This is a genomic window from Mesorhizobium sp. M0088, from assembly GCF_040322895.1.
Classification (GTDB): domain Bacteria; phylum Pseudomonadota; class Alphaproteobacteria; order Rhizobiales; family Rhizobiaceae; genus Mesorhizobium.
Genome location: NZ_JAMYUI010000041.1, coordinates 15025 through 41540, shown reverse-complemented (window position 1 = coordinate 41540; position 26516 = coordinate 15025). Strand labels below are relative to the sequence as shown.

The window sequence follows — 26516 nt, the reverse complement described above, 5'->3', positions numbered from 1 at the left end:
CGCCCGGGCGGCCCCCGGCGGCCCTGTTTTTCGGGGTCCTTCGCGGTCCTCCATATACACGCGGAGGTTGGGCGGCAGCCTCTGCGGGGTCGCCGCGAAATGTGGGTCCGGGTGCGGGGGGGCCCCACGGTTCATAGGCCAGCCTACATGCCGAGCGAAGCTTTGTAGAGCTTGATCTGGTTGTCGCGGCCGATCTGATCGGTCAGCTTCTCCCAGGCCGCCGCGATGGCGTCGGCGCCTTCTTGCGCCTTCATCTTGCCGGCGAAAGTGTTGGCCAGGATGTCCTCGGCGGCGCTGTAGTACTGGAAGATGCCGGGGATGCGTGGCTCGATCGCCGCGTTCGGATGGTTGTAGCTGTCTGATTCCGACTTGAGGTAGGAGGTGATGAAGGCCTCGTCGTAGCCGGCCGCCACCCATTCGGGAATGTCGAAATGCGAGTTGCGGTAGGGCTGGAAGCCCGACGGATACATCGCCGTCCAGATCGACAGGTCCTTGCCGCCGAGATGGGCGGCGGCGGACCATGCCGCCTTCTTCCTCTTTTCGTCGGCATCGACGCGGGCCATGACATAGACGCCCCAGCCGAGATAGGCGCAGTTGGGCGCATAGTTCGGGCCGCTGGCGAGCTTGTCCCAGGCGCCGGTCTTCGCATTATAGACATCGTCGGAGCCCGGCAGGATCGAGAAGCCGGTGACGTCGCCGACGACGGAAGAGTCGTTGGTCTTGACGTTGGAGCCGACGTCGCCCCACCAAGTGACCATCGAGCCGGTGCCGGCCAGGAACTGCTGGAAGGCGGTCGTGTTCGGATCGGCATTGATCTGGTCGGCGGGCTCGGACGGCAGCGCGTCGATGACGTCCTGGATGGCGCGCACCCAGGCCGGATTGTTGACGCGCGGCTTCATCGTGTCGGCGTCGAACAGCCAGGCCTTGTCGTCGGGGTGCTTGGCATAAGCGGTGGCGCGACTGCCGAGGAAATAGAAGCCGAAGCCGCCCCAGGGCTTTGGCGCGTCGAGATAGCCATAGACGTCCTGGTCCTTGAGCTTCTTGCCCTTGAGGAACTTGGTCACCGCCTGAACCTGCTGCCAGGTCTTCGGTACGCCCCATTCACCTTCGCCGCCGCCATCCTTCCAGGCCTTGGCGAGGTCGGCATCGGCGAACACGTCGGTGCGGTAGTTGAAGTTGTGCGCGTCGCCGTCGACGGTCACGCGGTATTGCTTGCCGTCCCAGGTGCCGACCGGCGGCTTCAGATAGCTGACGAGGTCGTCGAAATCGATCTGGGTCTTGACCCAGTCGGGCATTTCCGACGTCAGGCCCTTGCCGCAGACATCGCCTTCGAACGGCGCGCCCATTTCGATGATGTCGAAGTCGACGGTGCCGGTCGCGATCGACTGCTGCAGGCGGGCGTTGTAGTCGGCCTGCGCCAGGTCGATCCAGTTGATCTTGGCGCCGGTGTAGGTCTCCCATGGCTTCAGGAAGCCGCGGAACAGCACATTGTGCAGGTTCTGGTTGTTGAGACCCATGAAGGTCAACTCGACGCCGGCGAATTCGCCTTCCTTGACATTGGCCTTGGTCGCTTCGAGGCAGAGTTCACCGACCTTCTGGAAGTCGGCGTCCGTCGGCTGGCCTTTGCCGACGCCGGGGATCTGCAGGATTTTTGTGCGCAATTCGCTTGCCGCGGAAGCCGGGCGCGTCAAGGCGCCAAGTCCGGCGCTGGATGCGGCTGCGATCGCGGCCATGCTGGCCGCGCCCTTCAATATGTCGCGCCTTGTGGCGCCGGCTCGAACCAGTTTGTCGTAAAGACCCGTTCTCATCGCCTATTCCTCCCAGAACATCAGTTTGAATAAATCGGCCAACTGTCGGACGCCGGAGCGCCAACGATGCTCCCGTTTCGGAAACGAATTAGGCAGGACCCCACCCTGCGTCGATTGAGGTTCCGATTGCGGATCGGATACCGACATTTTGACCAACGCCTGCCACTATTCTCACAACCCAACGCCGTGTCAACGAGAGCGGGTTTTTATCTATAAGGGACCGACTTGCCCTGACAGGTCGCGTTGGTTAGCTTCTGCGCCTACGGCTAATGGAGCCGATGGGGGAGATATGGCGCAAGTCGCGATCAGCAAGGTGGCCAAGGCCTTTGGAACGGTCAAGGTTCTGCACGAAGTCAGCGTCGATATCGCAGACGGACAGTTCGTGGTGCTGGTTGGCCCTTCGGGTTGCGGTAAGTCCACATTGCTCAGGATGGTGGCTGGGTTGGAGACCGTCTCCGCCGGTACGATCGCCATCGGCGACCGCGTCGTCAATCATCTGCCGCCGGCCAAGCGCGACATCGCCATGGTGTTCCAGAACTATGCGCTCTATCCGCACAAAACGGTCGAGCAGAACATGGCCTTCGCGCTCAAGCTCAGGAAAACCGATCCGGCCGTGGTCGCAGAGCGGGTCAAGCGCGCCGCCGATATCCTCGACCTCAATCCCTATCTGAAGCGCTATCCCCGCCAGCTTTCCGGCGGCCAGCGACAGCGCGTGGCCATGGGCCGTGCCATCGTGCGCAATCCGCAGGTCTTCCTGTTCGACGAGCCGCTGTCCAACCTAGACGCCAAGCTGCGCGTGCAGATGCGCACCGAGATCAAGGAACTGCACCAGAGGCTGAAGACCACCACCATCTATGTCACCCACGACCAGATCGAGGCCATGACCATGGCCGACAAGATAGTCGTCATGCGCGACGGCCGCATCGAGCAGGTCGGCGCGCCGCTGGAGCTGTTCGACAGACCGGCCAACCTGTTTGTCGCCGGCTTCATCGGCTCGCCGTCGATGAACCTGCTCAAGGGCACCATGCGCAAAGGCGACAAGCCCGGTGTCGACATCGCGGGCACGCTGTTCCCGATCGCATCGGGCAACGCCGCACAGGACGGGCAAGCCGTCGTCTATGGCGTGCGACCGGAGCATCTCGAAATCCATCCCGATGGCGTGCCGGCGAAGATTTCGGTGGTCGAGCCGACCGGCTCGGAAACGCTGGTGTTCCTGCGCTTCGGCGAAGGCGAGATGGTGGCGCTGTTTCGCGAGCGTCACGACTTCAAGCCGGGCGATACGTTGAAGCTGAAGCCACGGCTCGACCAGATCCATCTTTTCGACGCAGAGACCGGCAAGCGTCTCTGATCCCAACTCACGAGGAATACCATGCTCAAAGGCATCAACCCGCTGCTCAATGCCGACGTGCTGCAGGCATTGCGGGCAATGGGGCATGGCGATGATCTGATCATCGCCGACACCAATTTTCCGTCCGATTCCGTGGCGCGCCAGACGGCGCTCGGCCGCGTGCTGCGCATCGATGCCTCGGCGGCGCAAGTGGTCAAGGCGGTGCTGTCGCTCTACCCACTGGATACATTCGTCGACGACTCGGCCGCGCGCATGGAAATTGTGGGCAAGCCCGACGAAATTCCGCCCGTACAAAGCGAAGTGCAAAGGGAGGTCGACAAGGCCGAGGGCAAGTCGTGGCCGATGATCGCGGTCGAGCGCTATGCCTTCTACGAGCGCGCCAAACAGGCCTATTGCGTCATCCAGACAGGTGAGCGCCGCTTCTACGGCTGCTTCGCCTTTCGCAAGGGCGTCGTGCCGCCGGATGCGCAGTAGCGGCATGGCTTCGGGCAAGCCGGTCGTCATGAAGGCTGTCGTCATATTGGGTGTGTTCGTCGCCGACACCGCCTACAGGGCGCAGCGGCAGCCGCGCATGGGCGAAACCATCCTCGGCACATCCTTCACGCTGGGGCCGGGCGGCAAGGGTTCTAACCAGGCGGTTGCCGCCGGCAAGCTCGGCGCCGACGTCACCTTCCTCACCCGCCTCGGCGTCGATCCCTTCGCCGACATGGCGAGGCAGACCTGGGCGCAGGCGGGCGTGAAAAATGCCGTCATCAATACGCCGGAAAGCTACACCGGTGCGGCCTACATCTTCGTCGAGGAGACCACCGGCAACAACGCCATCATCGTCAGCCCCGGTGCTGCCATGCTGATCTCTCCAGCCGATATCGAAGCCAATGCCACGCTGATCGGCGGTGCCGGCGTCTTCGTCACCCAACTCGAACAGCCGATCGAAGCCGCCATGCGGGCGCTGGAGATCGCGCGTGGGGCAGGGGTGACGACGATCCTCAACCCGGCCCCCGCGGCAAAGCTTCCCGACCGCATCTACACGCTCTGCGACTACCTTACGCCCAACGAGACCGAGACGGAGGAACTGACCGGGATGAAGGTGTCCTCGGTCGACGAGGCGCGGCGCGCCGCGGACAGTCTGCTGAAAAAGCGGGTCGGCACGGTCATCGTCACGCTCGGCGACAAGGGCGCGCTTTTGCACTCGAAGGAGCGCTCCGACCATGTTCCAGCCGTCAGCGCCGGCCCGGTGGTCGAAACCACGGGGGCAGGCGATGCCTTCAATGGCGGGCTTGCCGCAGCACTTTCGAGGGGCGTGGAGCCGCTGCAAGCGGTGCGCTTCGCCTGCGCCGTCGCCGGTATCTCCGTGACGCGACCGGGGACTGCACCGTCGATGCCGACGTTGCAGGAGGTCGAGGCACTGCTGGCGAGGGGGTGATCTTGCAGGGCCAAGCGTAGGCAAGGGCTGAAAGGACCTGAGTGACCTCAGGTCTCTTGCAAGACAATATTTTTGACAATCAATGTCGACATTTCTCTGAAGCCAAGAGCTTGATACCCTTGAGAGAAATGGCGCGAGTGACGGGGCTCGAACCCGCGACCTCCGGCGTGACAGGCCGGCACTCTAACCAACTGAGCTACACCCGCGCATGGCGAACACGTGTCAGCCGTGTTCGTCGTTGGGGCGCTGGATAAGGGGTTCGCCACCGGGTGTCAAGCGTGACAGGACAGCATAACAGCAAACAGGAGAAGGTTTTTTGACAGCCGGCGTTTTGTTGGCAAAACCGGCATCCAACCAGGGCGTCCTGCGCTCATTTGGCCTTGCGAAGCGGACCCTGACCGCTTAAAGGTCCGGCCCGGAGCGGGCGATTAGCTCAGTTGGTAGAGCGCTTCGTTTACACCGAAGATGTCGGCGGTTCGAGCCCGTCATCGCCCACCATTCCATTAGTCCATTCAAACTGTTGCCAAGACACGGAACCGAGTCGTTCGGTGGGTGCTGCAATCACGGCGGCAACAGTCGAAAATCATTGCCTTCCGGCAGCAACTGCCCGCCATCGACGACGATGGTCGTGCCGGTGATGTAGCTGGCATCGTCGGAGGCGAGGAACAGGAAGGCGTTGGCGACGTCGCGCGGGTTGCCGAGGCGGCCGAGCGGAATGGAGTCCTCCATGTTCTTGATGTAGGCCGCGCCGCGATGCAGCTCGATGGCTTCGGTCAGGATGTTGCCGGGCTCGACGCCGTTGACGGTGATGCCGTAGCCGGAGAATTCCAGTGCCGCGGCGCGGATGAAGCCGTTGATGCCGGCCTTGCTGGCCGAATAGTGGCCGTGGCCGGGGCTGGTGACATGCGGGCCGGTGATGGAGGAGGTGTAGAGCATGCGGCCGAAGCCTTGCGCCTTCATCGGCACCAGGGCCGCGCGGCTGGCGTTGAAGGTGCCGCGCAGGTTGACCGCCATGACGCGGTCCCAGTCGTCGGCGCTGGTGTTCTCGATCAGTTGCCAGGGATAGATGCCGGCATTCTGCACGATGATGTCGAGGCGGCCATGCTGCTTCAGCGCCAGCGCCACGGCGGCCTCGGCGTCGCTCATTTGCGAGATGTCGGTGCGGATGAAGGGGACGCCCAACTCGTCAGCGGTGGCTTGCCCGGCATCGGCCTCGGTGTCGGCGAGCACCAGCCTTGCGCCTTCCTCGGCAAAGCGTAGCGCGATGCCCTTGCCGATGCCGCGGGCGCTGCCGATGATCAGCGCTACCTTGCCTTGTAACCGATTGGTCATGCGAGCCGTCCTGTCATGCGAGTCTTTGGCGAATGGTTTGCTTGAAGGCGTCGAGCAGCACGGCCGCCAGCACCAGCAGGCCGTGGATCACCTGGGTAAAATTGGCCGGCAGGCCCATCAAATTGATCGCCGTGTTGATGGCCGAGAGCAGCAGCACGCCGGCATAGACGCCGGGCAGGGTGCCGACGCCGCCTTTGAGGCTGACGCCGCCGATGACGACCGCGGCGAAGGCGTTGAACAGCAGGCCGACGCCGAGATTGGCGGTGGCGCCCGACGTGCGGATCGCCAGCAGCCAGCCGGCAAGGCCGGCAATCGCGCCGGCAAGCACGAAGGCGATGATGAGATTGCGGTTCACCCGGATGCCGGCGCGGAAGGTCGCCGTCTCGTTGCCGCCGATCATGATGAGATGCCGGCCGAACGGCGTCTTCGCCATGATCAGCGAAAAGACGACGAAACAGCCAACCGCGATCCAGGCGGTAAGTGGCAGGCCGACAAGGCGCTGGATGCCGAACCAGCGGATGGCCGGTGCAAGATCCTGCGCCGAGCGGCCGCCCGACACGACCAGCACGAGGCCGCGCACCCAGATGTAGGACGCCAGCGTGATGATGAAGGCGCTCATCTTCACCTTGACCACCAGATAGCCGTTGAAGGCGCCGATGAGACCGCCGACGGCCAGCGCCAGCAGCAGCGAAACCGGGACCATCAGCCATTCGGGATGCAGTTGCACGCCCATGCCGATGCCCGACGAGCAGAACAGGATGCCGACCGCCATGGCGCTAAGCGCTGCGACGGATTCGACCGACAGATCCATGTGGCCGGCGATGATCACCAGCGCCAGGCCGATCGACATGACGCCGAGCACGCTGGAAGCCTCGATGATGTTGGCGAAGATGCCGAGCTGAAAGTAGTTCGGGACGAAGATGGAGAAGACCACCAGCACGAACAGCAGCATGAACCAGACGAGGTTGTCGAGTACGAACTCCAGGGCTTTGCGTGTGCGCGGGTTCATGGGCTGATCCGGTTGGCGCATGCCCCGCGAAATCAATTCGATTTCGTCGGGTTCGGGCGCGGATTCAAATTCGCCACGGCGTCTTTTTGGACGCGGCGTTGTGAAGGGGCAGGCTCCGGGCCGTTACGGCCCGGAGCGCTTTCAATGACTATTCGACCGATTTGACGGTGTCCGTCGGCGGCTTCTGGTTGCCCCAGAAGGCCGGGTTGTCGACGTTTTCCTTGGTGATGGCGGCACCGGGGATCTTGATGTTCGGACCCCAGGCTTCCTTGGTCACGGTCGATTTCAAGCCGAGCACGTCGTATTCGCCGGGCTTGATCTCTTGCTTCTTGACGATCTTGTCCATGAACATGGCGACAGCCGCGGCCTGCGCGTAGAGCGGCTGCTCGATTTCGGCATTGAGCCAACCCTTGCGGATCAGGTCGAGGCCGACCGGAGCGCCGTTCGAGCTCATCAGCATGACGTCGCCCGGCTTCTTGCCGGCTGCCTCGAGCGAGGCGACGGCGGCGACCGAAAGGTGCGCGGCATGGCTGAAGATCAGGTCGATGTCCGGGTTCGCCAGCATCTGGTCGGCAACGATTGTGCCGGCATTGCTGGCTTCCCATTGCATGGCCGGAAGCGAGATGATCTTGACGTCGGGAAACGCCTTCATCTTCTCCTCGAAGCCCTTCTGGATGTCGAGCGTATAGGGGTCGCCGGGGTCGCCGAGGACCTGCAGCACCTTGCCCTTCACCGAACCGTGCTTTGCCTTCAGCAGCTTCTCGGCCTGGTCGGCGGCGACGTAGCCGATCTCGACCGTTCCGGCGACAGAGGTGAAGTCGGATGGCGTCGAGGTGATCTGGCGGTCGAACTCGACCACCGGGATGCCGGCGGCCCGGGCCGCCTCGATCGACGGTTTCAGGGCATTGAAGTCGACTGCCGCCAGGATGATGGCCGCCGGCTTCAGCGCGATGACATCGTTCATCTGCGATTGCTGGGCGTCGGTCTTGTTGTCGGCGTTCAGCGTCTTCATCTCGTAGCCGGTCTGCTTCAGGAACAGTTCCAGCGCGCTCACCGAGCCGGTCTGGAACTCGTCCAGCAGCGTCGGCACCATATAGTAGACGATACCCTTGGACTGGGCGAATGCCGGCGTGAGCGTGGCAAAGGCCAGTGCAAGGATACCGAAGACAGCAAGAAGTATTCGCTTCATGTCGTTCGCTCCTCTTAAGCCGGACCCCTCTTTTGTCCCTCAGCCTGTCGGTCCGGCACCGGCAAGCGTCTCACCGGTGATCATGTTGATCACCGCATCGGGACTTGTTTTATTGCGTGCGACATCGCCGGCCACGACGCCCTGGCGGATCACCACGATCCGGTCGGCGACCTGAAAAGCCTGCTGCATGATATGGGTGATGATGACGACGCCGATGCCCTGGTTCGCCACCTGGCGGATCATGTCGAGGCCGCGCCGTGTCTGTTCGACGCCGAGGGCGGCGAACGGTTCATCGAGCAGCACCAGCTTGCCGCCCCAGTGCACGAAACGGTTGAGCTCGATGGCTTGCCGTTGGCCGCCCGAGAGATGCTCGACATTGGCCCGCAGCGAGGGAATGCGGGTGCCGGCATTGGCCAGCGCCCTTCCGACGACGGCTTCCATGGCGCGCTCGTCGAGCACGGGAATGCCGAGAAACTTGCGTGTGATCTCACGGCCCATGAAGAAATTGGCGACCACGTCGACATTGGTGCACAGCGAGAGATCCTGGTAGACGGTCTCGATGCCGGCCGCCTTGGCCTCGGCTGGTGATTTGGCAAGGAATTCCTTGCCCTCGAACAGCATGCGCCCGGAGGTCGGCTCCAGTCCGCCCGATATGATCTTCACCAGTGTCGATTTGCCGGCGCCGTTGTCGCCCAGCAGCGCCACGACCTCGCCCTTGCCGATCGAGAAGCTGATCCCCTTGAGCGCTTCGATCGCGCCATAGTTCTTGGTGACGTTGTCGAGCACCAGCAGGGGTTCACTCATGCCGCAATCTCCCTGCCTTTGAGAAGGTCGCGCTCGCGTTCGCGTTCGGCCGCGAACATCTGCCCGAAGCGAGGTGACAGCACCCCGGAAACCGCAAGGGCGGCGGCGCCGCGCAGCACGGAATGCTGTCCGCCGCGCGCGACCACAACCCTGGGCGTCGTGCGGTCCTTGCGGGCCGAGACGGAGTTGTGCAGGCCTCCGGCCGAACCAGCCAGCATTTCGAGCAGGTCGGTGGACGCCAGCCCGCCGAGGATGACCGTCTCCGGGTCGAACAGGTTCTCGATGACGGCGACGGCGTTGTGAAAGATCGGTGCGACTTCGGCGACCCAATCCGCCTCGCTGCCGTTCCAGCGCCGGAGTGCCTCGAGCGACAAATATCTTTCGAGACAGCCGCTGTTGCCGCACGGGCAGGCCTCGCCGCCCGGAATAACGGGAATGTGCCCGATCTCGCCGGCATTTCCCCAGGCGCCGCGCAAGGCGCTGCCGTCATGAACCATGACGCCGCCAAGGCCAACGCCGAAATAGAGATAGTAATATTCGGAAAACTGGGCGCCGAGGCCGTAGAGGCGCTCGCCCATGGCGGCCGCTGCCATATCGGTTTCAAAGAAGGCCGGTAATCCGGTGGAGGCCGCCAGCCGTTCGCGCAGCGCCACATTCTTCCAGCCGGTCATGGTGGTTGGCCCCACGAAACTCATGGACTCCACGTCGAATGGGCCGGGCAGGGCCATGCCGACGCCCAGCACCCGCCCGCCAGCCCGTAGTCTGGTCAATTCCACCACCATCGCCCCGATCAGCTCGAAGGCGTGGTCCGGCGCCGCGTTCGGCGCCTCGCGGTAGATGCTCTCGATCACGTCGCCGCTCAGATTGATCAAGGCGGCGCTGATACCAAGCGGAGTGATGTGGATGCCGACGGCATAGCCGCCATCGGGGTTGATCCGGAGCGTTGCCGGCGGCAGGCCGCGCCCCTTCGGCTCTTCGCGCAGCGACAGGATGTAGCCTTGATCTTCCAGTTCGCGAACGATGGTCGACACCGTCTGCACGGTGAGGCCGACGCGCCGGGCGATCTCGCCGCGGGCGATCGGTCCATGAAGGCGGATGGACTCAAGCACGATGCGCCGGTTGTACGGCCGCCCGAACTCCTGATTGGTCCCCCGCAGTGCCATGCCTTGCGCCCCTTAGGAGAGCGTAACTTGGCACCGCTTATTTATTCAGTCAAATGGAATTCAAAAATAGTCAGATAACGAAGCCCGGGTCGAAAGCAGGAGGACGTATTCGGTTCAGGACCTGCTCACACGCCGCCCTGGCTGATTGCCGCCTGATCGAAACCCCTTCAATGGTGAGCGAACCCCGCGACCGTTGATCTGACAAAGATGGAGCAAAGATGATCGAATTGCCGTTTGCCCGCGACGAGTACCAACAGCGGCTTCGCAAGATACGCACCGAGATGGCGAAGCGCGGTCTCGAACTCCTTGTCGTCAACGACGTTGCCAACCAGCATTACATCACCGGCTATGACGGCTGGTCGTTCTACACGCCGCAGGTGGTGCTGGTTCCAATCGAGGAGGTCGAGCCGGTCTGGATCGGGCGCGCCATGGATGCGGCCGGCGGTCTTCTGACAGCCTGGATGAAACCGGAAAACGTGATCGGCTTTCCGGAAGATCATGTTCAGCGCGTCGATCGCCATCCCATGGACTGGATCGCGAGCTGGATCGTCGCCAGGGGCTGGGGTGTCAGACATATCGGCATCGAACTCGAAGCCTATTATTTCTCTCCCAAGGCGCACGCCCGGCTTGTCGCGGGACTTCCAAATGCAAAATGGCATGATGCCGACCTGCTGGTGAACTGGATCCGCGCGGTCAAATCGGCGCCCGAGATCGCCTATTTGCGCAAGGCGTCCACCTTGGCCGAAGCGGCCGTCACGCGGGCCTTCGAGGTGATCGCACCGGGTGTTCGCGAGTGCGATGCCATCGCCGCCATCCAGGCGGCGCAGATCGCAGGCAGCCCGGATTTTGCCGGCGACATCACCGCTCTTCCACCGACAATCCTCGGTGGCGAGAATGCCTCGGCGCCGCACATCATGTGGAGCGACAGGCGGTTCGGAGACAACGAGACGATTGCGCTGGAACTTGCCGGCGTTTGCCGCCGCTATGCCGCAGGCCTCGCCAGGACCATGCAGCTTGGCAAGACGCCGACAAATGTTTCGGACACGGCAAAAGCGGTGATCGAGGGCATGGATGCGGTGCTCGACGCGGTCCGGCCAGGAACGACTGCCGAAGCTGTTGAAGCAGCCTGGCGCAAGGTCATCCAGCGCTACGGACTGAAGAAGGAATCGCGCATCGGCTACTCCATCGGGGTCGCCTATCCGCCGGATTGGGGCGAGCACACGATCAGCCTCAGGCCGGGCGACAAGACCGTGCTTGAACCGGGCAACGTCGTTCATTCCATCCTCGGCATGTGGATGGACGGCTGGGGCATCGAGATCAGCGAGACCATCCTGGTCACCGAAACCGGCCATGAGACCCTGACGAAGTTCCCGCGAGAGATCCATGTCAAATCCTGAGGGTTCGGCCACGGCGGATGGTGTTGCGACAACCGTGACGACCGATATCGCCGCCGGAATTCTCGATCGGATGATCGAGGTCCGCCGCCATCTGCACCGCAATCCCGAGCTTTCGAACCAGGAGGCCGGCACGCAGCGCTATCTCAGGCAGATGCTGGTGGATCAGGGAATTGCCGACATTCGCGACGTTGCCGGCTTTGGCCTTGCCGTCGATATTGTCGGCACCGGCAAGCCGTCAAATCGAAAGATCGCCATTCGCGCCGACATCGATGCCTTGCCGATCGAGGAGGAGTCCGGCGTCGATTATGCATCGACGAATCCAGGCGTGATGCATGCCTGCGGTCACGACGCCCATGCATCGATGGCTTTCGCGGTGGCCGCGCATCTTCACCGGTCGCGGGACAGTTTTGGCGGCACCGTTCGCCTGATCTTCCAGCCGGCCGAGGAAGACGAACCGTCGGGCGGCAGGCGGGTGGTGGAAGAGGGGCTTCTGGACGACATCGACGCCGCGATCTGCGTCCATGTCGATCCCTACACGCAGTCCGGCAAGATCGCCGTCGGCTCCGGTCCATACACTCTGGCCTGTGACACGTTCGATGTGGTCGTCATCGGCTCGGCCGCGCACGCGGCAAAACCGCATGAAGGTGTCGATGCGTTGGCCGTGGCCTGCTCCCTGGTGAGCGAATTGCAGAAGATCGTTTCGCGCGAGATCGACCCGTACGACCCGCTGGTGATTTCCGTGACGGCCATCAATGGCGGCAACGCCTATAATGTCACCGCCGGCAAGGTCACGTTGAAAGGCACCATCCGCAGCGGCAGCGATGCAACCCGCGAGCGGGCCTGGCGCCGTGTTCGTACGATAGCCGAGGGTATGGCGACGAGCCACGGGGCGCGTGTCGAGGTCGACATCCACAAGGGCGAACCGGGTGTCGTCAACGATGTCGAGATGACTGAGCTGATTGCCGCCAGCGCCAAGGCCTGCATCGGCGCCGACAACGTCCTCAACACGCCCGGATGGACCATCGCTGACGATTTTGGCTACTACAGCGAGAAACGCCCGTCGGTCTACTTCCGGCTCGGCATCCGCAACGAAGCGGTCGGATCGGTGTTTCCGCTCCACCACGCCCGGTTTCGTGTCGACGAGGCCGCGTTGAAGGTCGGCGCGGCCACCCTGGTTTCGGCAGCGACGGCGTTTCTGTCGACGGGAGCGCCTTAGTCAGCCATCATGATGGTCATCGGCGCATGGGGCAGGAGCCCAGCATCTCTTACAGATATTGGGCGACCTTCTTGCCGACCGTGAGGAAGCGCAAGGGATCGATCGCTTCGCCATTGTGGCGCACTTCGTAGTGCAGATGCGGGCCGGTCGAGCGGCCGCTGCTGCCGGTCTTGCCGATGACGGCGCCGGCGTCCAGTTTCTCGCCGACGGTCACGTCGATCTCGCTGAGATGCCCGTAACGTGTCGCAAAACCATTGCCGTGGTCGACTTCCACCATGCGGCCATAGCCGCCGTTCCAGCCGGCCTTGGTGACGGTGCCGGGTGCGGTGACCTTGGCGGCCATGCCGATCGGGGCCCTGAAATCCATGCCGGAATGCAATGCCGCGGTGCCGAGGATCGGGTCGGTGCGCACGCCGAACGGGCTGGTGACGGAGTGGCCCGGTGCGGGGTTGGTCAGCGGCAACTGGCGCGCTTCCTTCTTGAGATGGTCGAGGGCGTCAAGCGCTTCGTCCAACTCTTTGACCTTGCTGTCGAACATCATCGAACTGTCGAGCGGGATCAGCGGTCCGCCGACATCGCTGTCGCCCTTGCCAAAGTCGCTGTCGACGGGCAGTCCGGCCGCCTCGAGCGCCTGGGTAATGGCATCGGCGCTCTTGTAGGCATTGTCGGCAAGCGTGCTGATGCGGGTCAACTGGTCGCTCTCGATGGATTTCAGCGACTGGTTGATCGAGACGAAGAGCTTGTCGGCACGATCGGCGGCTGAATCGTTGGGCAGCGGATCGGAGCGGGTCGACCACAGCGAGAACGGCCTTGTGTCGCCGGCGCCGGGATCGGCGCTCAGGCTGGCGACCGCATAGTTCCGCGCGGGCTCCTTGATGCTGCCGGTCACTTCGGCGCGTTTGTCCGGCTTCGCGACCGCTGCCGGATCTTCGGCCGGCGCTGCGCCGACCTCGCTCTCGGCGCGTTCGAGCAGCGGGCCAAGGCGACCGTGACGCTGGCTCAGCTGGCTCTGCCGTTCAAGCAGTTCGCTGACCTTGGTTTCCATCAGCTGCTGGTCGAGCAACTGCCGGCTGGTGATGCGGTCGACCTGGGCGCGAAGCGCCGAAATGCGATCTTCATAAGCTTGCTGCATGCGCGCCTGACGCGCCGTGGTGGCGCCGATCAAATCGTCGCGCAGAACGAGATAGGAGGTGGCCATGAGGTAGCCGACGGCAATGGCGGCGAGCGCCGAGCCGATAAAGGCCGCCAGCCACGGTCGGATCGTGAAATGCCTGATCTCGTTGCCACGGGCGATGATGACCGTATGGGGCTCCTTACGCCTGCCGAATACTGCGGACTGACCGGTTGCGTTCACGGGACCAAGCTTTCGTTTACGACACCACGACAGCTTGACTACACATTATTAAGGTTAACAAAGGCTTGCAGCGTCGGCTTGCCCGCAGCGAACGCCCGCCAGGCGTGCATATGGTTGTAAGGGAAACCGGGCCAACCTCGCCGGCAAAACCTCAAAGCGCGCGAACGGCCTCGAGCACCTCTTCCGCATGGCCCTTGACGCGGACCTTGCGCCAAATCCTGGCGATCCGCCCGTCGCGGCCGATCAGGAACGTCGCGCGCTCGACGCCCATATACTTGCGGCCATACATCGATTTCTCGACCCACAGATGGTAGGCTTCGATCACCTTGCGCTCCTCATCGGCGGCGAGGTCGATGGTGAGATTGTATTTCGACTTGAACTTGTCGTGCTTCTTGACGGGGTCGGGCGACAGGCCGATCACCACGGCGCCGGCCTTCTCGAAGTCCGGCTTCAGCTGCGAGAAGCTGATCGCCTCCTGTGTGCAGCTTGTTGTGTCGTCCTGCGGATAGAAATAGAGCACGATGGGCTTGCCGGACGATGCGGCAAGGCTGACTGATCCGCCGCCGTCCCGCGGCAGGTCGAATTGCGGCGCGAGATCGCCTACGTCGAGGTCAGCCATACCGATGCCCTTGTTTGAGGTTACGCGCGAAGCCACACCGATATAGTGTCGGACGGGGATTCGTCCACGATCGAGTTCGTACAACGGAAAATTGCGTGGATCAGGAGCGACCGCAGCACGAGAAGATCCGGTTCAGGCGTGATGAGATCACCGACCTGGGGACCTTTCCGTCCGCCTGCCGTGTGCCGCCGCTCGGTCAGGCTTCGATCGGACGCGGTTTTCGCATCCTGTCGCGACTGTTCGCCGGTCTGGTCGCTTTCGTGCTGCTGGCCGCCGTGCTCGTTTATCTGGTTGGCGCCTCCGGCATCGGAGCCGACCGGCTTCGCACCGAGGCGGAAACGGCGCTCGAGAAACTGGCGGGCGTCGATGTCAATGTCGCGGTCGGGCCTGCCCGCATCACGCTCGACGGTTCGAGTTTCATCGCGCTTCAGGTCAGCGACGTCAGCTTGAAGACATCGGACGGCAAGCCGATGGCCGATGCCGGCCGCGTGCGCTTCGGCGTGCGTCTGTTCCCGCTGCTGTGGGGAGACGTGCGGCTGACCAGCGCCAGGATCTCGGATGCCCGCATCGTCGTGGCTGCGATGCCGTCCGGCGGCGACTGGACCGCCGGCCTGCGCAATGCGGACGGCCTCATCGATCCGGAGAAGCTGTCCGCCGCGGTGTTCGGAAACATCAACCACGCACTCGATGCCGTGCGGGAGGATTCGCTGCGCCGGATCGATCTTCGCAATGTCGAATTCGTGCTGCCCGAAACCGGAGCGATCAAGCTCGTCAAGATCACCGACGCCACCGTCGTGCAGTCGGGCCCGGGCGGCATGCAGTTCTCGTCCACGGCTGACATCGACGGCAGGACGCTTACCGTTGCCGCGACCGCCACCCGTGATATCGCGGCGCACCGGGTCACGGCGCTGGATGCAAGCATCGATCTGGCCGATACCGGCGACGCGGCGGCCGCTGCCGGCAAGTTGGGAACAGTCGCGCTGAAGCTGACGGGATCGGAAGGGTTCGGCGTGAACGCATCGCAGCTGACGGCCGCTTTGTCGTCGACGGGTTCTGTCCTCGATCTCGGCACGCGAGGACTGCTGCCGGCGGACGTCGATATCAATGCGACGCTGGTTGCGGGCAGCAACAAGGTCCAGGTCGACAGATTGCTGCTGAAGACCGGCCGCTCGATATTCGATTTCGCCGGGTCGATCGGGCCGAAGCCGGCAAGCGGAGCGGTGGGTGAAGAGCCCTCCTATCGCTACGACCTGACCAGCGACGGGTCGTCGCTTGCGCCTTCGGAGTCGCCCGAGCCGGCGCTCACCTTCCTCGCCCGGATTGCCGGCGTCTACAACACTGTGAGCCACAAATTGGTCGCCGAGCAGATCGCGCTCCGGTCCGCCGGCTCCGGCGAGATGCTTGGTACCGCCGCCGTGGCGTTCGTCGACGGCAAAGTGCCGGGGATCAATCTGGCGTTCAACATCCACGACATGCAGGTCTCTCACGTCAAGCAGCTATGGCCGTGGTTTTCGGCGCGCAATGCCCGGCTGTGGGTGCTGGCCAATCTGTTCGGCGGCCGTGTCGTCGACGCCAACCTTCAGTTCCAGGTGGTGCCGGGCCGCCTCGGCAACGGCGTGCCGCTTTCGGCCGATGAAGTGTTCGGCCGCTTCCAGATCGAGGGATCGCGATTCGACACCGCCGGCCGCATCCCACCGATACGCGACGCGGTCGGCGTCGTTGGTTTCCACGGCAACGATGTCGATATCTCGCTCTCCTCGGGCACCGTCTACATGCCCAGCGGCCGCACCGTGGCGGCCAGCAACGGCACGCTGACAGTCAAGGCGGCCAACCGCCCGCCGGTCGTCGGTGCGCTCGACATCGATGTTGAAGGCGACGCATCCGCCGTTGCCGAACTCGCATCCTACGAGCCGATCAACGCCATGCGCCATGTCGGCATCCTGCCGGAAGACCTGTCGGGCAGCGTCACCGGCCACGTCAAGGCGGATATTCCGCTGCAGTCCGGCGTCGACTCCTCGAAGCTCGATTGGCTGGTGTCGCTCGACTACAGCGGCATGTCCTTGGCCAAGCCCTTCGAGGGCCAGATCGTGACGGATGCCGACGGTTCGATCACAGTCGATCCGGAGAAGGCGGTGATCTCCGCCAAGGCGTTGCTGAACGGCATTCCGGCCGAACTCGATCTGGTAGAGCCGCTCAGGGATGACGGGCCGGCACGCAGCCGCAAGGTGGCCCTGGTGCTCGACGACAAGATCCGCGCTGCCGCCATGCCCGGCCTGAAGCCGCTGCTTGCCGGAACGGTGAAGGTGGCGATCGACAAGAACGGCGGCGGCGACCAGAACGTCTCGGCCGATCTGACCAACGCCAGGCTGGACATTCCCTGGGCCGGCTGGAGCAAGGGGGCGGGGGTCCCCGCCAATGTCACCTTCGTCATGACCAGGTCCGGCGACACCATGACGCTGTCTGATTTCGACCTCGACGGAAAGACGTTCTCCGTCGACGGCAGCATCGTGCTGGTCAATGGCGCCTTGTCGTCGGCGCGGTTCAGCAAGGTCACCTTGAACAGGGGCGACGACGTTGCCGTGTCGGTGAAGCGATCCGGCAAGGGCTATGCGGTCGACATAACGGGCAACGCGCTCGATGCCCGCTCGCTCATCAAGCAGTTCACCTCGGACGTCGACACGGCTACCAAGACCACCGGTTCCGACGCCATTTCCGTCAGCGCCGATGTCGACCGGCTGACCGGTTTCCACGACGAGCAATTGTCCAACCTGAAGCTCGACTACAGCGCGGCCGGCTCGCGGGTGAACGGGCTGAAGGTCAGCGCCACGGCCAGTTCAGGTGCGGCCATATCGATCAGCAACACCACCGGCGCCGGCCGGCGCACGCTCAACATGCAGTCCGCGGACGCCGGCGCCATCCTGAGATTCCTCAACATCTACGAGCATATGGAAGGCGGAACGATCACCCTGGCGCTTGCGGGGCCGAGCGACGGATCGCTGAGGGGCAAGGTCGACACCAGCAACTTTTTCGTGGTCAACGAACCGAAATTGGCCTCCATCGTCTCGACCACGCCGGCCGGCGACAACCGCAGCCTCAATCAGGCGGTCAAAGGCAAGCTGGATACGTCGCGGGTGAAGTTCGAACGCGGTTACGCTGAGATCGACAAGGGCAGCGGCTATCTGAAACTGGCCAATGGCGTGCTGCGCGGACCGCGCATCGGCACGACGTTCCAGGGCACGCTCTACGACCAGGACAACAACATGGACATGACCGGCACATTCATGCCGGTCTATGGCCTCAATCGCATCTTCGGCGAATTGCCCATCGTTGGCGCGCTGCTCGGCAATGGCCGTGACCGTGGCCTGATCGGCGTCACCTACCGGCTCAAAGGCAATGCCAACAAGCCGCTGCTGGACATCAATCCGCTGTCGGTGATCGCGCCCGGAATATTCAGGTCGATTTTTGAGTATAGGTGAGTGGCGCGGATCATGGTCGCCGCGCGCAAAGTGTCAAATCAACCGGTCCGTCGCTTCGGCACCGCAAGGCGGCGGGGATGGTCAGTTGATTGCCTGTTGGAAGTTGCTTGAGCCGGAATTAGCCGAGTACAGGATACCGTTCTTGCCGAGCCAGTATGTGCCGCTGGCAACGTTCTCCCAGTAGAAACCCGTAGTGCCGACGCCGATGGTCGTTCCGCCGACAAACCCTTCGAAGGCGCTCGCCGATGACGAATATTGGTATTGGCCAAGATTGTTGTACACGGCGGCGTTGCCGACGCTGTCGAACCTGACATATCCGAGATCGTCGGAGCCGTTGCCGTATCTGTTGTAGTGAGGATCGTCCGCAAGGGTGATCCGGTTTCCGTTCGCCATGAAGAACGTGCATCCGGGCGTTGGCTCGACACTCTGGCATGGCACGTCGAACACAGTCTTGAACGGGGAATTGATCTCGGTGGAAACCGCCGCGCGGGCCGTCTTGGGAACGCCCGGCATCGTCATTTCAGCATATTGCATCTGGCGGTCGAGGCGGTTGATGAGGCCACCGCTTTCCTGCGAAGCGTGCGGTCCAAACTCCATCGACAGTTTCGCGCCCAGATAGGCGCCTTGCGTCATCCCGTCACGATAGCCGGCGTAGACGCTTGCCGTCATGTCGTTGTCGAAGGCATAGCCCAATCCGATCTGCGCGCCCGCGCCGAAATTGGGCGAGGTCCAGGCCGTTCCCTCGATCGAGGTCTTGCCGAACGCCTTGCTGAAATCAACCTTTGCGAACAGCCCGTCATCGCCATTGTCGATGGCACGCTCGTAGCCGATCCTGGCGCCTAATCTCAGGGTCGGATCGAGATAGGTTTCGAAGCCGGGCGCAACCCGAACGCCGCTCGCGCCGTCGAAGCGCGTCTTCGCGAAGGGCTCGTCAATCAACATGGCGGACGGGCTGTTCCAGCCATCGACACCGAGAGAAACCGTGGTCGCCGCGCTCAGGCGCAGGTCGAGCGAGCTGGCAAGGCTCCAGGTTTCGACACTCTTGTCTGTCGTCAGGCCGAACAGCTGATCGGCATCCTCGCGGACGAATTGTCCGGTAACCTGCACGGCGAGCAGTTCGCCCAGGTTCGCCGCACCGCCAACCATCAGCCGCGCGACGCCGTTTCCCTTCTCCGCGGCCATGCCGAAGGCTACCGGAAGGTCGGAGAATGCAGCGACGATCCTGGCATTCAGCCGCTGCTGGTTGTCGTCTTCCGAAACCTGCCCGTTTACGATCAGGCGGACCGATTTCTGCGAGGGCTCCGGCGTTTGCTCCTGGGCGCCGGCCGGGAAGGCTCCCGCGATCCAGGCCACGGACGCCGCCATCATCTTGCCTGTTCTCATTTTCGTCCCCAAGCCTGCGTCGGGCTTCCCCAGAGCCAACGTTGCAACGTTGGTCAGATCGCCTGTTTCGACGACTTATGCTCGGTGGACGGATTCCTCGCATCACCCATTTGGGCTATGCGGCCGCAGGAACGGCCTGAAAATCAAAGTCTTAGCTAGAGCTTGCTTCGAGGCGGCGGTGCCTGTCGCTCTAGTGGCGCAGGATCAGGGCGGCGAGCTGGCTTTGGCGACGGGTCTCGGTCTTGGCAAAGACGGACTTCAACTGCGCCCTGACCGTGTGAATGCTGACGTCGCGGCTGTCCGCATGGTCGCGCAGCGAGATGCCTTGGGCGATGGCCACGGCCAGCTCCGATTCAGCCGGTGTCAGCCCATAGCCTGGCAATGCAGCGACGGAAGGCTGCGGCGTCGGCTGGTTGCGCAGGACCAGCATTGCAATCGGAAGGTCCTCGAAAATCTGATCGAACATTGTTTGCGTGTTCTGTGGGCGAGCGGCACGATCATCGCGCGCATCGGCGAACCGGCCGCCCGACGAACGGGGAAGCTGCCTGGAATTGCGGGAAAATCCGCTCTCGCTATCGCGGCCAGGGCAATCCGTAGGGTCGCATCGGCCCTCGGATCCTTGAGGTGCAGGTGCCCGTCGCGGTCGACGGCGAGCAAAGACGCGTCCTTGCGCATCGCCGTTCCGGCACGGTTGCAGTGGGTGATACGCCCGGCTCTGTCGATGAACAGCACAGCGTCGGTCGATGTCTCAAGAGTGGCGCGATAGTCTTCTCCCTCCACCTGGTGCGGGATGTGCCGCATCAACTCGAACGAGCGGGTGATATGCGGCCCAAGCAGGTCAAACGTCCTGTTTACCCGCGCCCGCACGAGATCATGGTTGCGCAGGCGAATATTGCCCGAAAGGAAGAGCATCCTGTCCGATGAGCGATGCAGCGCAACGGCGCTCGCGGACACCAGACTCTGGCTACGCAGACAGTCATTGTAGAACTCGGTTTTGAGAAGCTTGTCCGGGTCGTATATTTCTTCCGATTGAACAAGCTTGCCGATCGGGGCGATAGCCATTCCGTTCGCCCAGACGTTGATCGCCGCATAGTCTCGCACATAGGAATCAATAAATTCCGGCGCAGCCCCGGACGCGAGCAAGCCCAGGCTTGCTCGGGCGACGGTATCATGCGCATGCAGGCAAATGAGCGTGTCGTCCAGATGGCCTGACAGGTCCCCGACGAACGCGGACCATTTGTGCGGGTCGATGCCTGCCTCGTAGACCGTGTGGATAAGGCTGTTGAAGTCGTCGAGCGTGATCTCAGGCAAGGTCGGTGCTCCGCAAACCATAGCTGGCGGCGGGAGCGGACGCATCGCCTGGGCGTGCTCGTGCGTGATGCTTGCGTGGATTGATCTTCACAGGCGGCCCCCCGGCGCATGGACGATGCATTCAACGCAATTTATGCGCCCAAGACGGAGCCGTCAAACGCTGATCCTGACACGCGGTTGGCTCGGTCCCACCGTGCGGATCAGGCAGGCCGTACCAGGATGTGTTTTTTCTTTCCCAGAGAAAGCTTTACGACGTTTTCCGGACTCAAATCCTGAGGAGTCACCAAGCGGCGCTCGTCGCTCACCGGCTCGTCGTTCAGGCGCACGGCACCGCCCTGCACATGCCGCCGCGCTTCGCCGTTCGATGCCGCCAGTCCGGCGGTGACCAGCAGCGACAGGATGCCGACGCCGGTTTCAAGCGCCGTTTTGTCGACCTCGACGGTCGGCAGCGACTCCGCGAGCGCGCCCTCCTCGAACGTCTTGCGTGCCGTATCGCTGGCTTGCTCGGCGGCTGCACGGCCGTGCAGCAGGGCGGTGATCTCGGTGGCGAGGATCTTCTTGGCCTCATTGATCTCGGATCCGCCGAGCCGCTCGAGCCGCGCCACCTCGTCCAGCGGCAGCGTCGTGTAGAGCTTGAGGAAGCGGGCGACGTCGGCATCCTCGGTGTTGCGCCAGTACTGCCAGAATTCGTAGGGGCTCAGCATCTCCGCGTCGAGCCAGACCGCGCCCGAAGCCGACTTACCCATCTTGGCGCCCGACGAGGTGGTGAGCAGTGGCGTGGTCAGCGCATAGAGCTGCGCGTCCTCCATGCGGCGGCCGAGATCGATGCCGTTGATGATGTTGCCCCACTGGTCGGAGCCGCCCATCTGCAGGCGGCAGCCGAGACGCTTGTAGAGCTCGACGAAATCATAGGCCTGCAGGATCATGTAGTTGAATTCGAGGAACGACAGCGACTGCTCGCGATCAAGCCGCAGCTTGACGGAATCGAACGCCAGCATGCGGTTGACGGAAAAGTGACGGCCGACATCGCGCAGGAAATTGACGTAGTTGATCTCCATCAGCCAATCGGCGTTGTTGACCATGATGGCGTCGTTGGGACCGCTGCCGAATTTGAGGTAGGGCATGAAGTTGCGGCGGATGCCGGCCAGATTGTCTTCGATGTCCTGCGGGGTCAAAAGCTTGCGCGCCTCGTCCTTGAAGGACGGGTCGCCGATCATCGAGGTGCCGCCGCCCATCAGCGCGATCGGCCGATGACCGGTTTGCTGCAGCCAGTGCAGCATCATGATCTGGATCAGCGAGCCGGCGTGCAGGCTCTTGGCGGTGGCGTCGAAGCCGATATAGGCGGTCACCGTCTCCTTGGCGAAGATAGCGTCGAGGCCGGCATCATCCGAAGTCTGGTGGATGAAACCGCGCTCGCTCATCGTGCGCAGGAAATCGGATTTGAAGGCGGACATTGTTTCTTTCCCGAAAGCGCCCGGCCAGCGTGGCGCGGACGTGTATCAACGCGCGCGTTTAGCATCCAAGCGCGGTCAGCAAAAGTGGTTTCCGATTTTGCGGCCCGCGCGGATCGTCAGGCCACTTCTTGCCTCATGCTTTTGGCTGGCGTATTGAGGCGCCGCGCAGGGGCAGGGCCCGAGGCGCCGCGACGGGGCCATCCCGCAGATCAGATCCGGAAAGCTTCGCGATGAACAGGAACTATCTCATCCTCTTTCTGTTCAGCGTGCTGATGACATTCAGCGGACTGGCGAGCCTTCCACCCATCGACCGCGACGAATCCCGTTTTGTCCAGGCCACCAAGCAGATGGTCGAAACCTCCGACTATGTCGACATCCGTTTTCAGGATGCCTCGCGCTACAAGAAGCCGATCGGCATCTACTGGCTGCAATCGGCGGCCGTGGCGCTGAGCGGCGAGGGGGCCGCGGCGCCGATCTGGGTCTACCGCCTGGTCTCCATGCTTGGCATTGCCTTGGCGGTGGTCGGCATCGCCTGGACGGGCACCAAGCTGTTCGGGGCCAATGCCGGTCTCGCCGCCGGCCTGATGATGGCGGCCATCTTCGCCACCGCCTTCGAGGGTCGTGACGCCAAGACCGACGCCATGCTGCTGGCCTGCTGCGTGGCGGCGCAAGGCGCGCTCGCCCAGATCTATCTGGCAGCGCGCCGCAACGAACCGGTAGCCGCCCATCTGCCGTGGATTTTCTGGACCGCTCAAGGCCTTGGAATCCTTATCAAGGGGCCGGTGGCTCCGCTGTTGTCGGTGCTGACGGTCGCCGCCCTGTTTGCCTTCGAGCGCGACTGGCGCTGGCTCCTGAAGCTGAAGCTCGTGCGCGGTGCCGCCCTGGTGCTGCTCATCGTGTTGCCTTGGGTCGCCCTCATCACCTGGAAGAGCGGCGGAGCCTTCCTCAGTGATGCCGTCGGCAAGGACATGATGGCCAAGGTCGCCTCGGGCGAGGAATCGCACGGCCTGCCGCCGGGCTTCTACATGCTGACCTATTCCTTGTTCATGTGGCCGTTCGGTCTGATCGCGGTTGGCGCCGGGCTGCAGGCCCTCAACCGTCTGCGCGACGATCCCCGGCTGCGTTTCTGCCTCGCCTGGTACATTCCGTTCTGGCTGGTGTTCGAACTGATCCCGACCAAGCTGCCGCACTATGTCCTGCCGGCCTATCCCGGCATGGCGCTGCTGATCGGCTGGCTGCTGACTTTGCCGCCGCAGGAGGCGAATGCGCCGCTCAGGCGCTGGCAGGATTGGTTGTGGTGGTCGACCGCATTCGGTCTTGCCGTGGTCAGCCTTGGCCTGGCGGTGGTCTGCGTCGGAGCGCCGATCTATCTCACCGGCGCCTTCTCCTGGTGGAGCATCCCGGCCGCCGCGGCGGCGCTGGCGGCAGGCTATTTCGCTTTTTCGCGGCAGCTGCAAGTGCCGCTCTTGCGCATCGGCGCCATCGCCGTCTGCGCGGGCATCACCTATGGGCTGTTGTTCGGCGTCATCGCGCCTTCGCTGAAACCGATCTGGCTGAGCCCGGCGATCGAGGCGGCGTTCCAGGCCAACAGGCCTTGCGACACCACGGTGCTCGCTTCGGCGGAATATCACGAGCCGAGCCTGGTGTTCCTGGTCGGCACCAAGACCATCCTGACCGATGTCGATGGCGTCGCCAAGCATCTGCTCGGCGACCCCGCCTGCGCTCTGGCGCTGGCGCAGGTCGGCGACGAGCAGAAACTGAATGGGTTGCTGGCGGCGCAAGGCAAGTCGGCGAACCGCGTTGCCGAGGTCGACGGCCTCAACTATTCGTCGGGAGACAAGCTGTCGCTCGGCCTCTATCGTGTGACCCAGTGACGGCTCGCCGATGCCCATGACGGCAACAATGGGGTCGAATTTCCTATGCTGGTGAAATCACGCCCGCCCGTTTCGAGCCTGCTCCTTGGGGTAGGGCGCCGGTCGCTCGACAATTTTCGCGATACGATGCAGATCGCCAAAAGCCGTTTTGCCACCCGTCCGGCCAGATACCCGAACGTTTTGTGGTCGGTCTGGGTGCTGGTCTGGATTTTGCTGACGGCGGTTGCGTTTGTTCGTCTCGACACCCCGGCCGGAATGCTTCACGGCAAATGGTCGGCGGGATTTGCCCGGACTGCCGACTTTTTCACCCAGTTCGGCCTGGGTGGCTGGTATCTCATTCCCTCAGTGCTTCTGCTTGTCGCCGCGAACCTGACGGATTGGCGAAGCCTCTCGCGGCGCTCGCTGATGCTGCTCTACAACTGGACCTGCCTGGCTTTTCTGGTGCTGTGCGCCACCGGTCTGTCGGGGCTTGCCGTCAATGTGCTGAAATATGCCATTGGCCGGGCTCGCCCCCTCTATTACGAGGACTTTGGCGTGCTGACCCTGCACCCCTTCGCTTTCGATGCGCGCTTCGCCGGCTTTCCGTCCGGCCATGGTACGACGATGGGCGCGGTGTTCGGGGTCGCTTTGCTGTTGTTTCCGCGGCGCTGGTACATCGCCCTGGCGATCACTGCTTGTATCGCCTCGACCCGTATCTTCGTTGGCGCGCACTATCCCAGCGACACCGTCGCCGGCTTCGGCCTTGGCTGCGGCTTCGCGCTTGCCTGCGGGCTGGTCTTTGCCCGGCTCGGCTTCATCTTCCGGCCGATGCCGTCGGGACTGCCGGTCCGCAAGAAGACGTTTCGGCTGATTGCACCGACAAGGAAGGCTGGCTGAGCATTCGAAGTTCAGTTGCCGTCCAGTCCGCCATAGGATCTGACCAGGCCGGCCATGCCGGGCGACTGGTTGTCTTCGCTTTCCAGCCCCTGTGCAACGCCGACGCGATCGGCGACCGGCCGGTTCTGGCTGACCTTCCACTTGCCGTGGATTTCGCTGATCTCGATTTCCAGCCCGATAATGCCCTTGATCTGCGACTGGATGAAGGGCTCCGGCGCATCGGTCACCGCCCAGGGCGCGGCGCGGGCGCCTTCCTGAGAGACGGTCAGATCGGCGATCTGCTGCGCCAGCCAGTCCTGATCATCCATCACCTTGACGGTGCCGCGAACCTGCACGATGGCGTAATTCCAGGTCGGCACCACCTTGCCGGTCTCGCGCTTGGTCTCATACCAGGACGGCGTCACATAGGCATCGCTGCCCTGGAAGACGATCAGCACGGGTGACGCCGGATTGTCGGCCAACAGGCGCCATTGCGGGTTGGCCCGCGCCAGATGGGCGCGCAGCCTGCCGTTCGGCCCGATTTTCGCGTCAAGCAGGAACGGGACAGCGTTGGCGACCGGCCCATCGGGCCCGTTGGAAACCAACAGGCCCAGCGGATGCGCCCGGATCAGCCCGTGCAGGATTTCCGGCCGCGTTTCCCTGAAATGAGGAGGCTCGTACATCGCCGTCCGTTCTTTCCTTGTCTATCTCAGCCGCTTCGGGCGCGGATCCGACAATTCGCCGGCCAGCCGGCGGTCGAGATAGTCGGCGCATTCCTCGAGCAGCAGGTCGGCATCGTTGGCGAAGAAATGGTTGGCGCCGGGCAAGGTCTTTTGCGTGATGGTGATGCCCTTTTGCGTGTGCAGCTTGTCGACAAGGCCCTGCACATCCTTCGGCGGCGCCACCTTGTCGGCATCGCCATGGATGATCAGGCCCGATGACGGGCAGGGCGCCAGGAACGAGAAGTCATAGGTGTTGGGCTGCGGCGCGATCGAGATGAAGCCTTCGATCTCCGGCCGGCGCATCAGAAGCTGCATGCCGATCCAGGAGCCGAAGGAGTAGCCGGCGACCCAGCAGCTCTTGGAATCGGGATGCAGCGACTGCACCCAATCCAGCGCCGCGGCGGCATCCGACAACTCGCCGGTGCCGTGGTCGAACTCGCCCTGGCTGCGGCCGATGCCGCGGAAATTGAAGCGAAGCGTGGTGAAATCCCGCTTCTGGAACATGTAGAAGAGGTCGTAGACGATCTTGTTGTTCATCGTGCCGCCGAATTGCGGATGCGGGTGCAGGACGATGGCAATCGGCGCGCTCTTTTCCTTGGAAGGCTGATAGCGACCCTCCAGGCGGCCGGCAGGACCGGTGAAAATGACCTCAGGCATAAAATACTCCACTGGGTAATACGAATGCGCGGTGCCTGGAACGTTTCCTCTGGCCTTGACGCAGGGCGAGCGTCTTCTTAGAAGCTAGTTTAGAATTGTTCAAAACTGGGTGGCAAGACATC

The 26516-nt window shown here is 63.2% G+C and carries 22 protein-coding genes and 2 tRNA genes; 9 read left to right on the top strand and 15 right to left on the bottom strand.

Going from position 1 to position 26516, the window contains the following annotated elements; translation table 11 throughout:
• Window positions 1-143: 143 nt before the first annotated feature.
• The gene (locus tag NKJ67_RS33500) at window positions 144-1808 is read right to left on the bottom strand and encodes a type 2 periplasmic-binding domain-containing protein (RefSeq protein WP_352585621.1); all 1665 of its coding nucleotides are present in this window, start codon (window positions 1806-1808) and stop codon (window positions 144-146) included.
• Window positions 1809-2097: 289 nt separating this feature from the next.
• Between NKJ67_RS33500 and NKJ67_RS33495 the strand changes: the two genes are divergently transcribed.
• From NKJ67_RS33495 to rbsK, 3 genes are read left to right on the top strand one after another with little or no spacing between them, the layout of a single operon-like run.
• Complete coding sequence (locus NKJ67_RS33495) at window positions 2098-3156, top strand: ABC transporter ATP-binding protein (protein ID WP_127322988.1); 1059 nt, start codon at window positions 2098-2100, stop codon at window positions 3154-3156.
• Window positions 3157-3177: 21 nt separating this feature from the next.
• On the top strand, window positions 3178-3630 hold the full coding sequence (locus NKJ67_RS33490; protein ID WP_127266590.1) for an RbsD/FucU family protein: 453 nt from the start codon (window positions 3178-3180) through the stop codon (window positions 3628-3630).
• Between the two features lie 4 nt (window positions 3631-3634).
• Window positions 3635-4579, top strand: a complete 945-nt coding sequence (gene rbsK, locus NKJ67_RS33485) for a ribokinase (protein WP_352585619.1) — start codon at window positions 3635-3637, stop codon at window positions 4577-4579.
• Between the two features lie 129 nt (window positions 4580-4708).
• Here the strand turns inward: rbsK and NKJ67_RS33480 are convergent.
• Window positions 4709-4785, bottom strand: a tRNA-Asp gene (locus tag NKJ67_RS33480).
• Window positions 4786-5001: 216 nt separating this feature from the next.
• Here NKJ67_RS33480 and NKJ67_RS33475 point away from each other — a divergent pair.
• A tRNA-Val gene (locus NKJ67_RS33475) sits at window positions 5002-5077 on the top strand.
• A 63-nt stretch (window positions 5078-5140) separates the two neighbouring features.
• On the opposite strand, the gene NKJ67_RS33470 is transcribed toward NKJ67_RS33475, so the two are convergent.
• The 5 genes from NKJ67_RS33470 to NKJ67_RS33450 all read right to left on the bottom strand — a co-directional run bounded on the left by NKJ67_RS33470 (window position 5141) and on the right by NKJ67_RS33450 (window position 10076).
• Window positions 5141-5911 carry an SDR family NAD(P)-dependent oxidoreductase gene (locus NKJ67_RS33470; RefSeq protein ID WP_352585617.1) on the bottom strand — a complete coding sequence of 257 codons (771 nt, stop codon included), beginning with the start codon at window positions 5909-5911 and terminating at the stop codon, window positions 5141-5143.
• Between the two features lie 13 nt (window positions 5912-5924).
• A complete protein-coding gene (locus NKJ67_RS33465; protein WP_164898763.1) occupies window positions 5925-6920 on the bottom strand; it encodes an ABC transporter permease in 996 nt (331 codons plus the stop codon).
• Between the two features lie 148 nt (window positions 6921-7068).
• Window positions 7069-8109 carry a sugar ABC transporter substrate-binding protein gene (locus tag NKJ67_RS33460; protein ID WP_127381265.1) on the bottom strand — a complete coding sequence of 347 codons (1041 nt, stop codon included), beginning with the start codon at window positions 8107-8109 and terminating at the stop codon, window positions 7069-7071.
• 39 nt (window positions 8110-8148) lie between these two features.
• Window positions 8149-8913 (bottom strand): ATP-binding cassette domain-containing protein, encoded by a 765-nt coding sequence (locus NKJ67_RS33455; RefSeq protein ID WP_127268132.1) that lies wholly within the window; start codon window positions 8911-8913, stop codon window positions 8149-8151.
• Window positions 8910-10076 (bottom strand): ROK family transcriptional regulator, encoded by a 1167-nt coding sequence (locus NKJ67_RS33450; RefSeq protein ID WP_352585614.1) that lies wholly within the window; start codon window positions 10074-10076, stop codon window positions 8910-8912. The genes NKJ67_RS33455 and NKJ67_RS33450 overlap by 4 nt, the downstream gene beginning before the upstream one ends.
• Window positions 10077-10294: 218 nt before the next feature.
• Here NKJ67_RS33450 and NKJ67_RS33445 point away from each other — a divergent pair, with 218 nt between their 5' ends.
• Together NKJ67_RS33445 and NKJ67_RS33440 are read left to right on the top strand one after the other, a co-directional pair.
• The gene (locus NKJ67_RS33445; protein WP_352585612.1) at window positions 10295-11473 is read left to right on the top strand and encodes a M24 family metallopeptidase; all 1179 of its coding nucleotides are present in this window, start codon (window positions 10295-10297) and stop codon (window positions 11471-11473) included.
• Window positions 11460-12689, top strand: coding sequence for a M20 metallopeptidase family protein (locus NKJ67_RS33440; protein ID WP_352585610.1), 1230 nt, complete (start codon window positions 11460-11462; stop codon window positions 12687-12689). The genes NKJ67_RS33445 and NKJ67_RS33440 overlap by 14 nt, the downstream gene beginning before the upstream one ends.
• Before the next feature lie 49 nt (window positions 12690-12738).
• Here the strand turns inward: NKJ67_RS33440 and NKJ67_RS33435 are convergent, their stop codons facing one another.
• Both NKJ67_RS33435 and NKJ67_RS33430 read right to left on the bottom strand, forming a co-directional pair.
• Entirely contained in the window at window positions 12739-14043 is a 1305-nt protein-coding gene (locus NKJ67_RS33435; RefSeq protein WP_127268135.1) for a M23 family metallopeptidase, read from the bottom strand.
• Window positions 14044-14194: 151 nt separating this feature from the next.
• Window positions 14195-14662 (bottom strand): peroxiredoxin, encoded by a 468-nt coding sequence (locus NKJ67_RS33430; RefSeq protein ID WP_127258257.1) that lies wholly within the window; start codon window positions 14660-14662, stop codon window positions 14195-14197.
• 95 nt (window positions 14663-14757) lie between these two features.
• Between NKJ67_RS33430 and NKJ67_RS33425 the strand changes: the two genes are divergently transcribed.
• Window positions 14758-18138 (top strand): hypothetical protein, encoded by a 3381-nt coding sequence (locus NKJ67_RS33425; RefSeq protein WP_352585607.1) that lies wholly within the window; start codon window positions 14758-14760, stop codon window positions 18136-18138.
• Window positions 18139-18219: 81 nt separating this feature from the next.
• Here NKJ67_RS33425 and NKJ67_RS33420 read toward each other — a convergent pair whose 3' ends face one another.
• The 4 genes from NKJ67_RS33420 to tyrS form a co-directional block, all read right to left on the bottom strand.
• The gene (locus NKJ67_RS33420) at window positions 18220-19521 is read right to left on the bottom strand and encodes a hypothetical protein (RefSeq protein WP_352585605.1); all 1302 of its coding nucleotides are present in this window, start codon (window positions 19519-19521) and stop codon (window positions 18220-18222) included.
• A gap of 190 nt (window positions 19522-19711) precedes the next feature.
• On the bottom strand, window positions 19712-19861 hold the full coding sequence (locus NKJ67_RS33415; RefSeq protein ID WP_352585603.1) for a helix-turn-helix domain-containing protein: 150 nt from the start codon (window positions 19859-19861) through the stop codon (window positions 19712-19714).
• A gap of 23 nt (window positions 19862-19884) precedes the next feature.
• Window positions 19885-20832 carry a PAS domain-containing protein gene (locus NKJ67_RS33410; protein WP_352585601.1) on the bottom strand — a complete coding sequence of 316 codons (948 nt, stop codon included), beginning with the start codon at window positions 20830-20832 and terminating at the stop codon, window positions 19885-19887.
• Between the two features lie 200 nt (window positions 20833-21032).
• Window positions 21033-22286, bottom strand: a complete 1254-nt coding sequence (gene tyrS / locus NKJ67_RS33405) for a tyrosine--tRNA ligase (RefSeq protein ID WP_352585599.1) — start codon at window positions 22284-22286, stop codon at window positions 21033-21035.
• A gap of 230 nt (window positions 22287-22516) precedes the next feature.
• On the opposite strand from tyrS, the gene NKJ67_RS33400 reads away from it, so the two are divergent.
• Both NKJ67_RS33400 and NKJ67_RS33395 read left to right on the top strand, forming a co-directional pair.
• Window positions 22517-24160 carry an ArnT family glycosyltransferase gene (locus NKJ67_RS33400; protein ID WP_352585597.1) on the top strand — a complete coding sequence of 548 codons (1644 nt, stop codon included), beginning with the start codon at window positions 22517-22519 and terminating at the stop codon, window positions 24158-24160.
• Between the two features lie 45 nt (window positions 24161-24205).
• On the top strand, window positions 24206-25036 hold the full coding sequence (locus tag NKJ67_RS33395; RefSeq protein ID WP_352585595.1) for a phosphatase PAP2 family protein: 831 nt from the start codon (window positions 24206-24208) through the stop codon (window positions 25034-25036).
• An 11-nt stretch (window positions 25037-25047) separates the two neighbouring features.
• Here NKJ67_RS33395 and NKJ67_RS33390 read toward each other — a convergent pair whose 3' ends face one another.
• Together NKJ67_RS33390 and NKJ67_RS33385 are read right to left on the bottom strand one after the other, a co-directional pair.
• Window positions 25048-25698, bottom strand: coding sequence for an FMN-binding negative transcriptional regulator (locus NKJ67_RS33390; protein WP_352585593.1), 651 nt, complete (start codon window positions 25696-25698; stop codon window positions 25048-25050).
• A gap of 21 nt (window positions 25699-25719) precedes the next feature.
• Window positions 25720-26394, bottom strand: a complete 675-nt coding sequence (locus NKJ67_RS33385; RefSeq protein WP_023669128.1) for an alpha/beta hydrolase — start codon at window positions 26392-26394, stop codon at window positions 25720-25722.
• Window positions 26395-26516 lie beyond the last annotated feature (122 nt).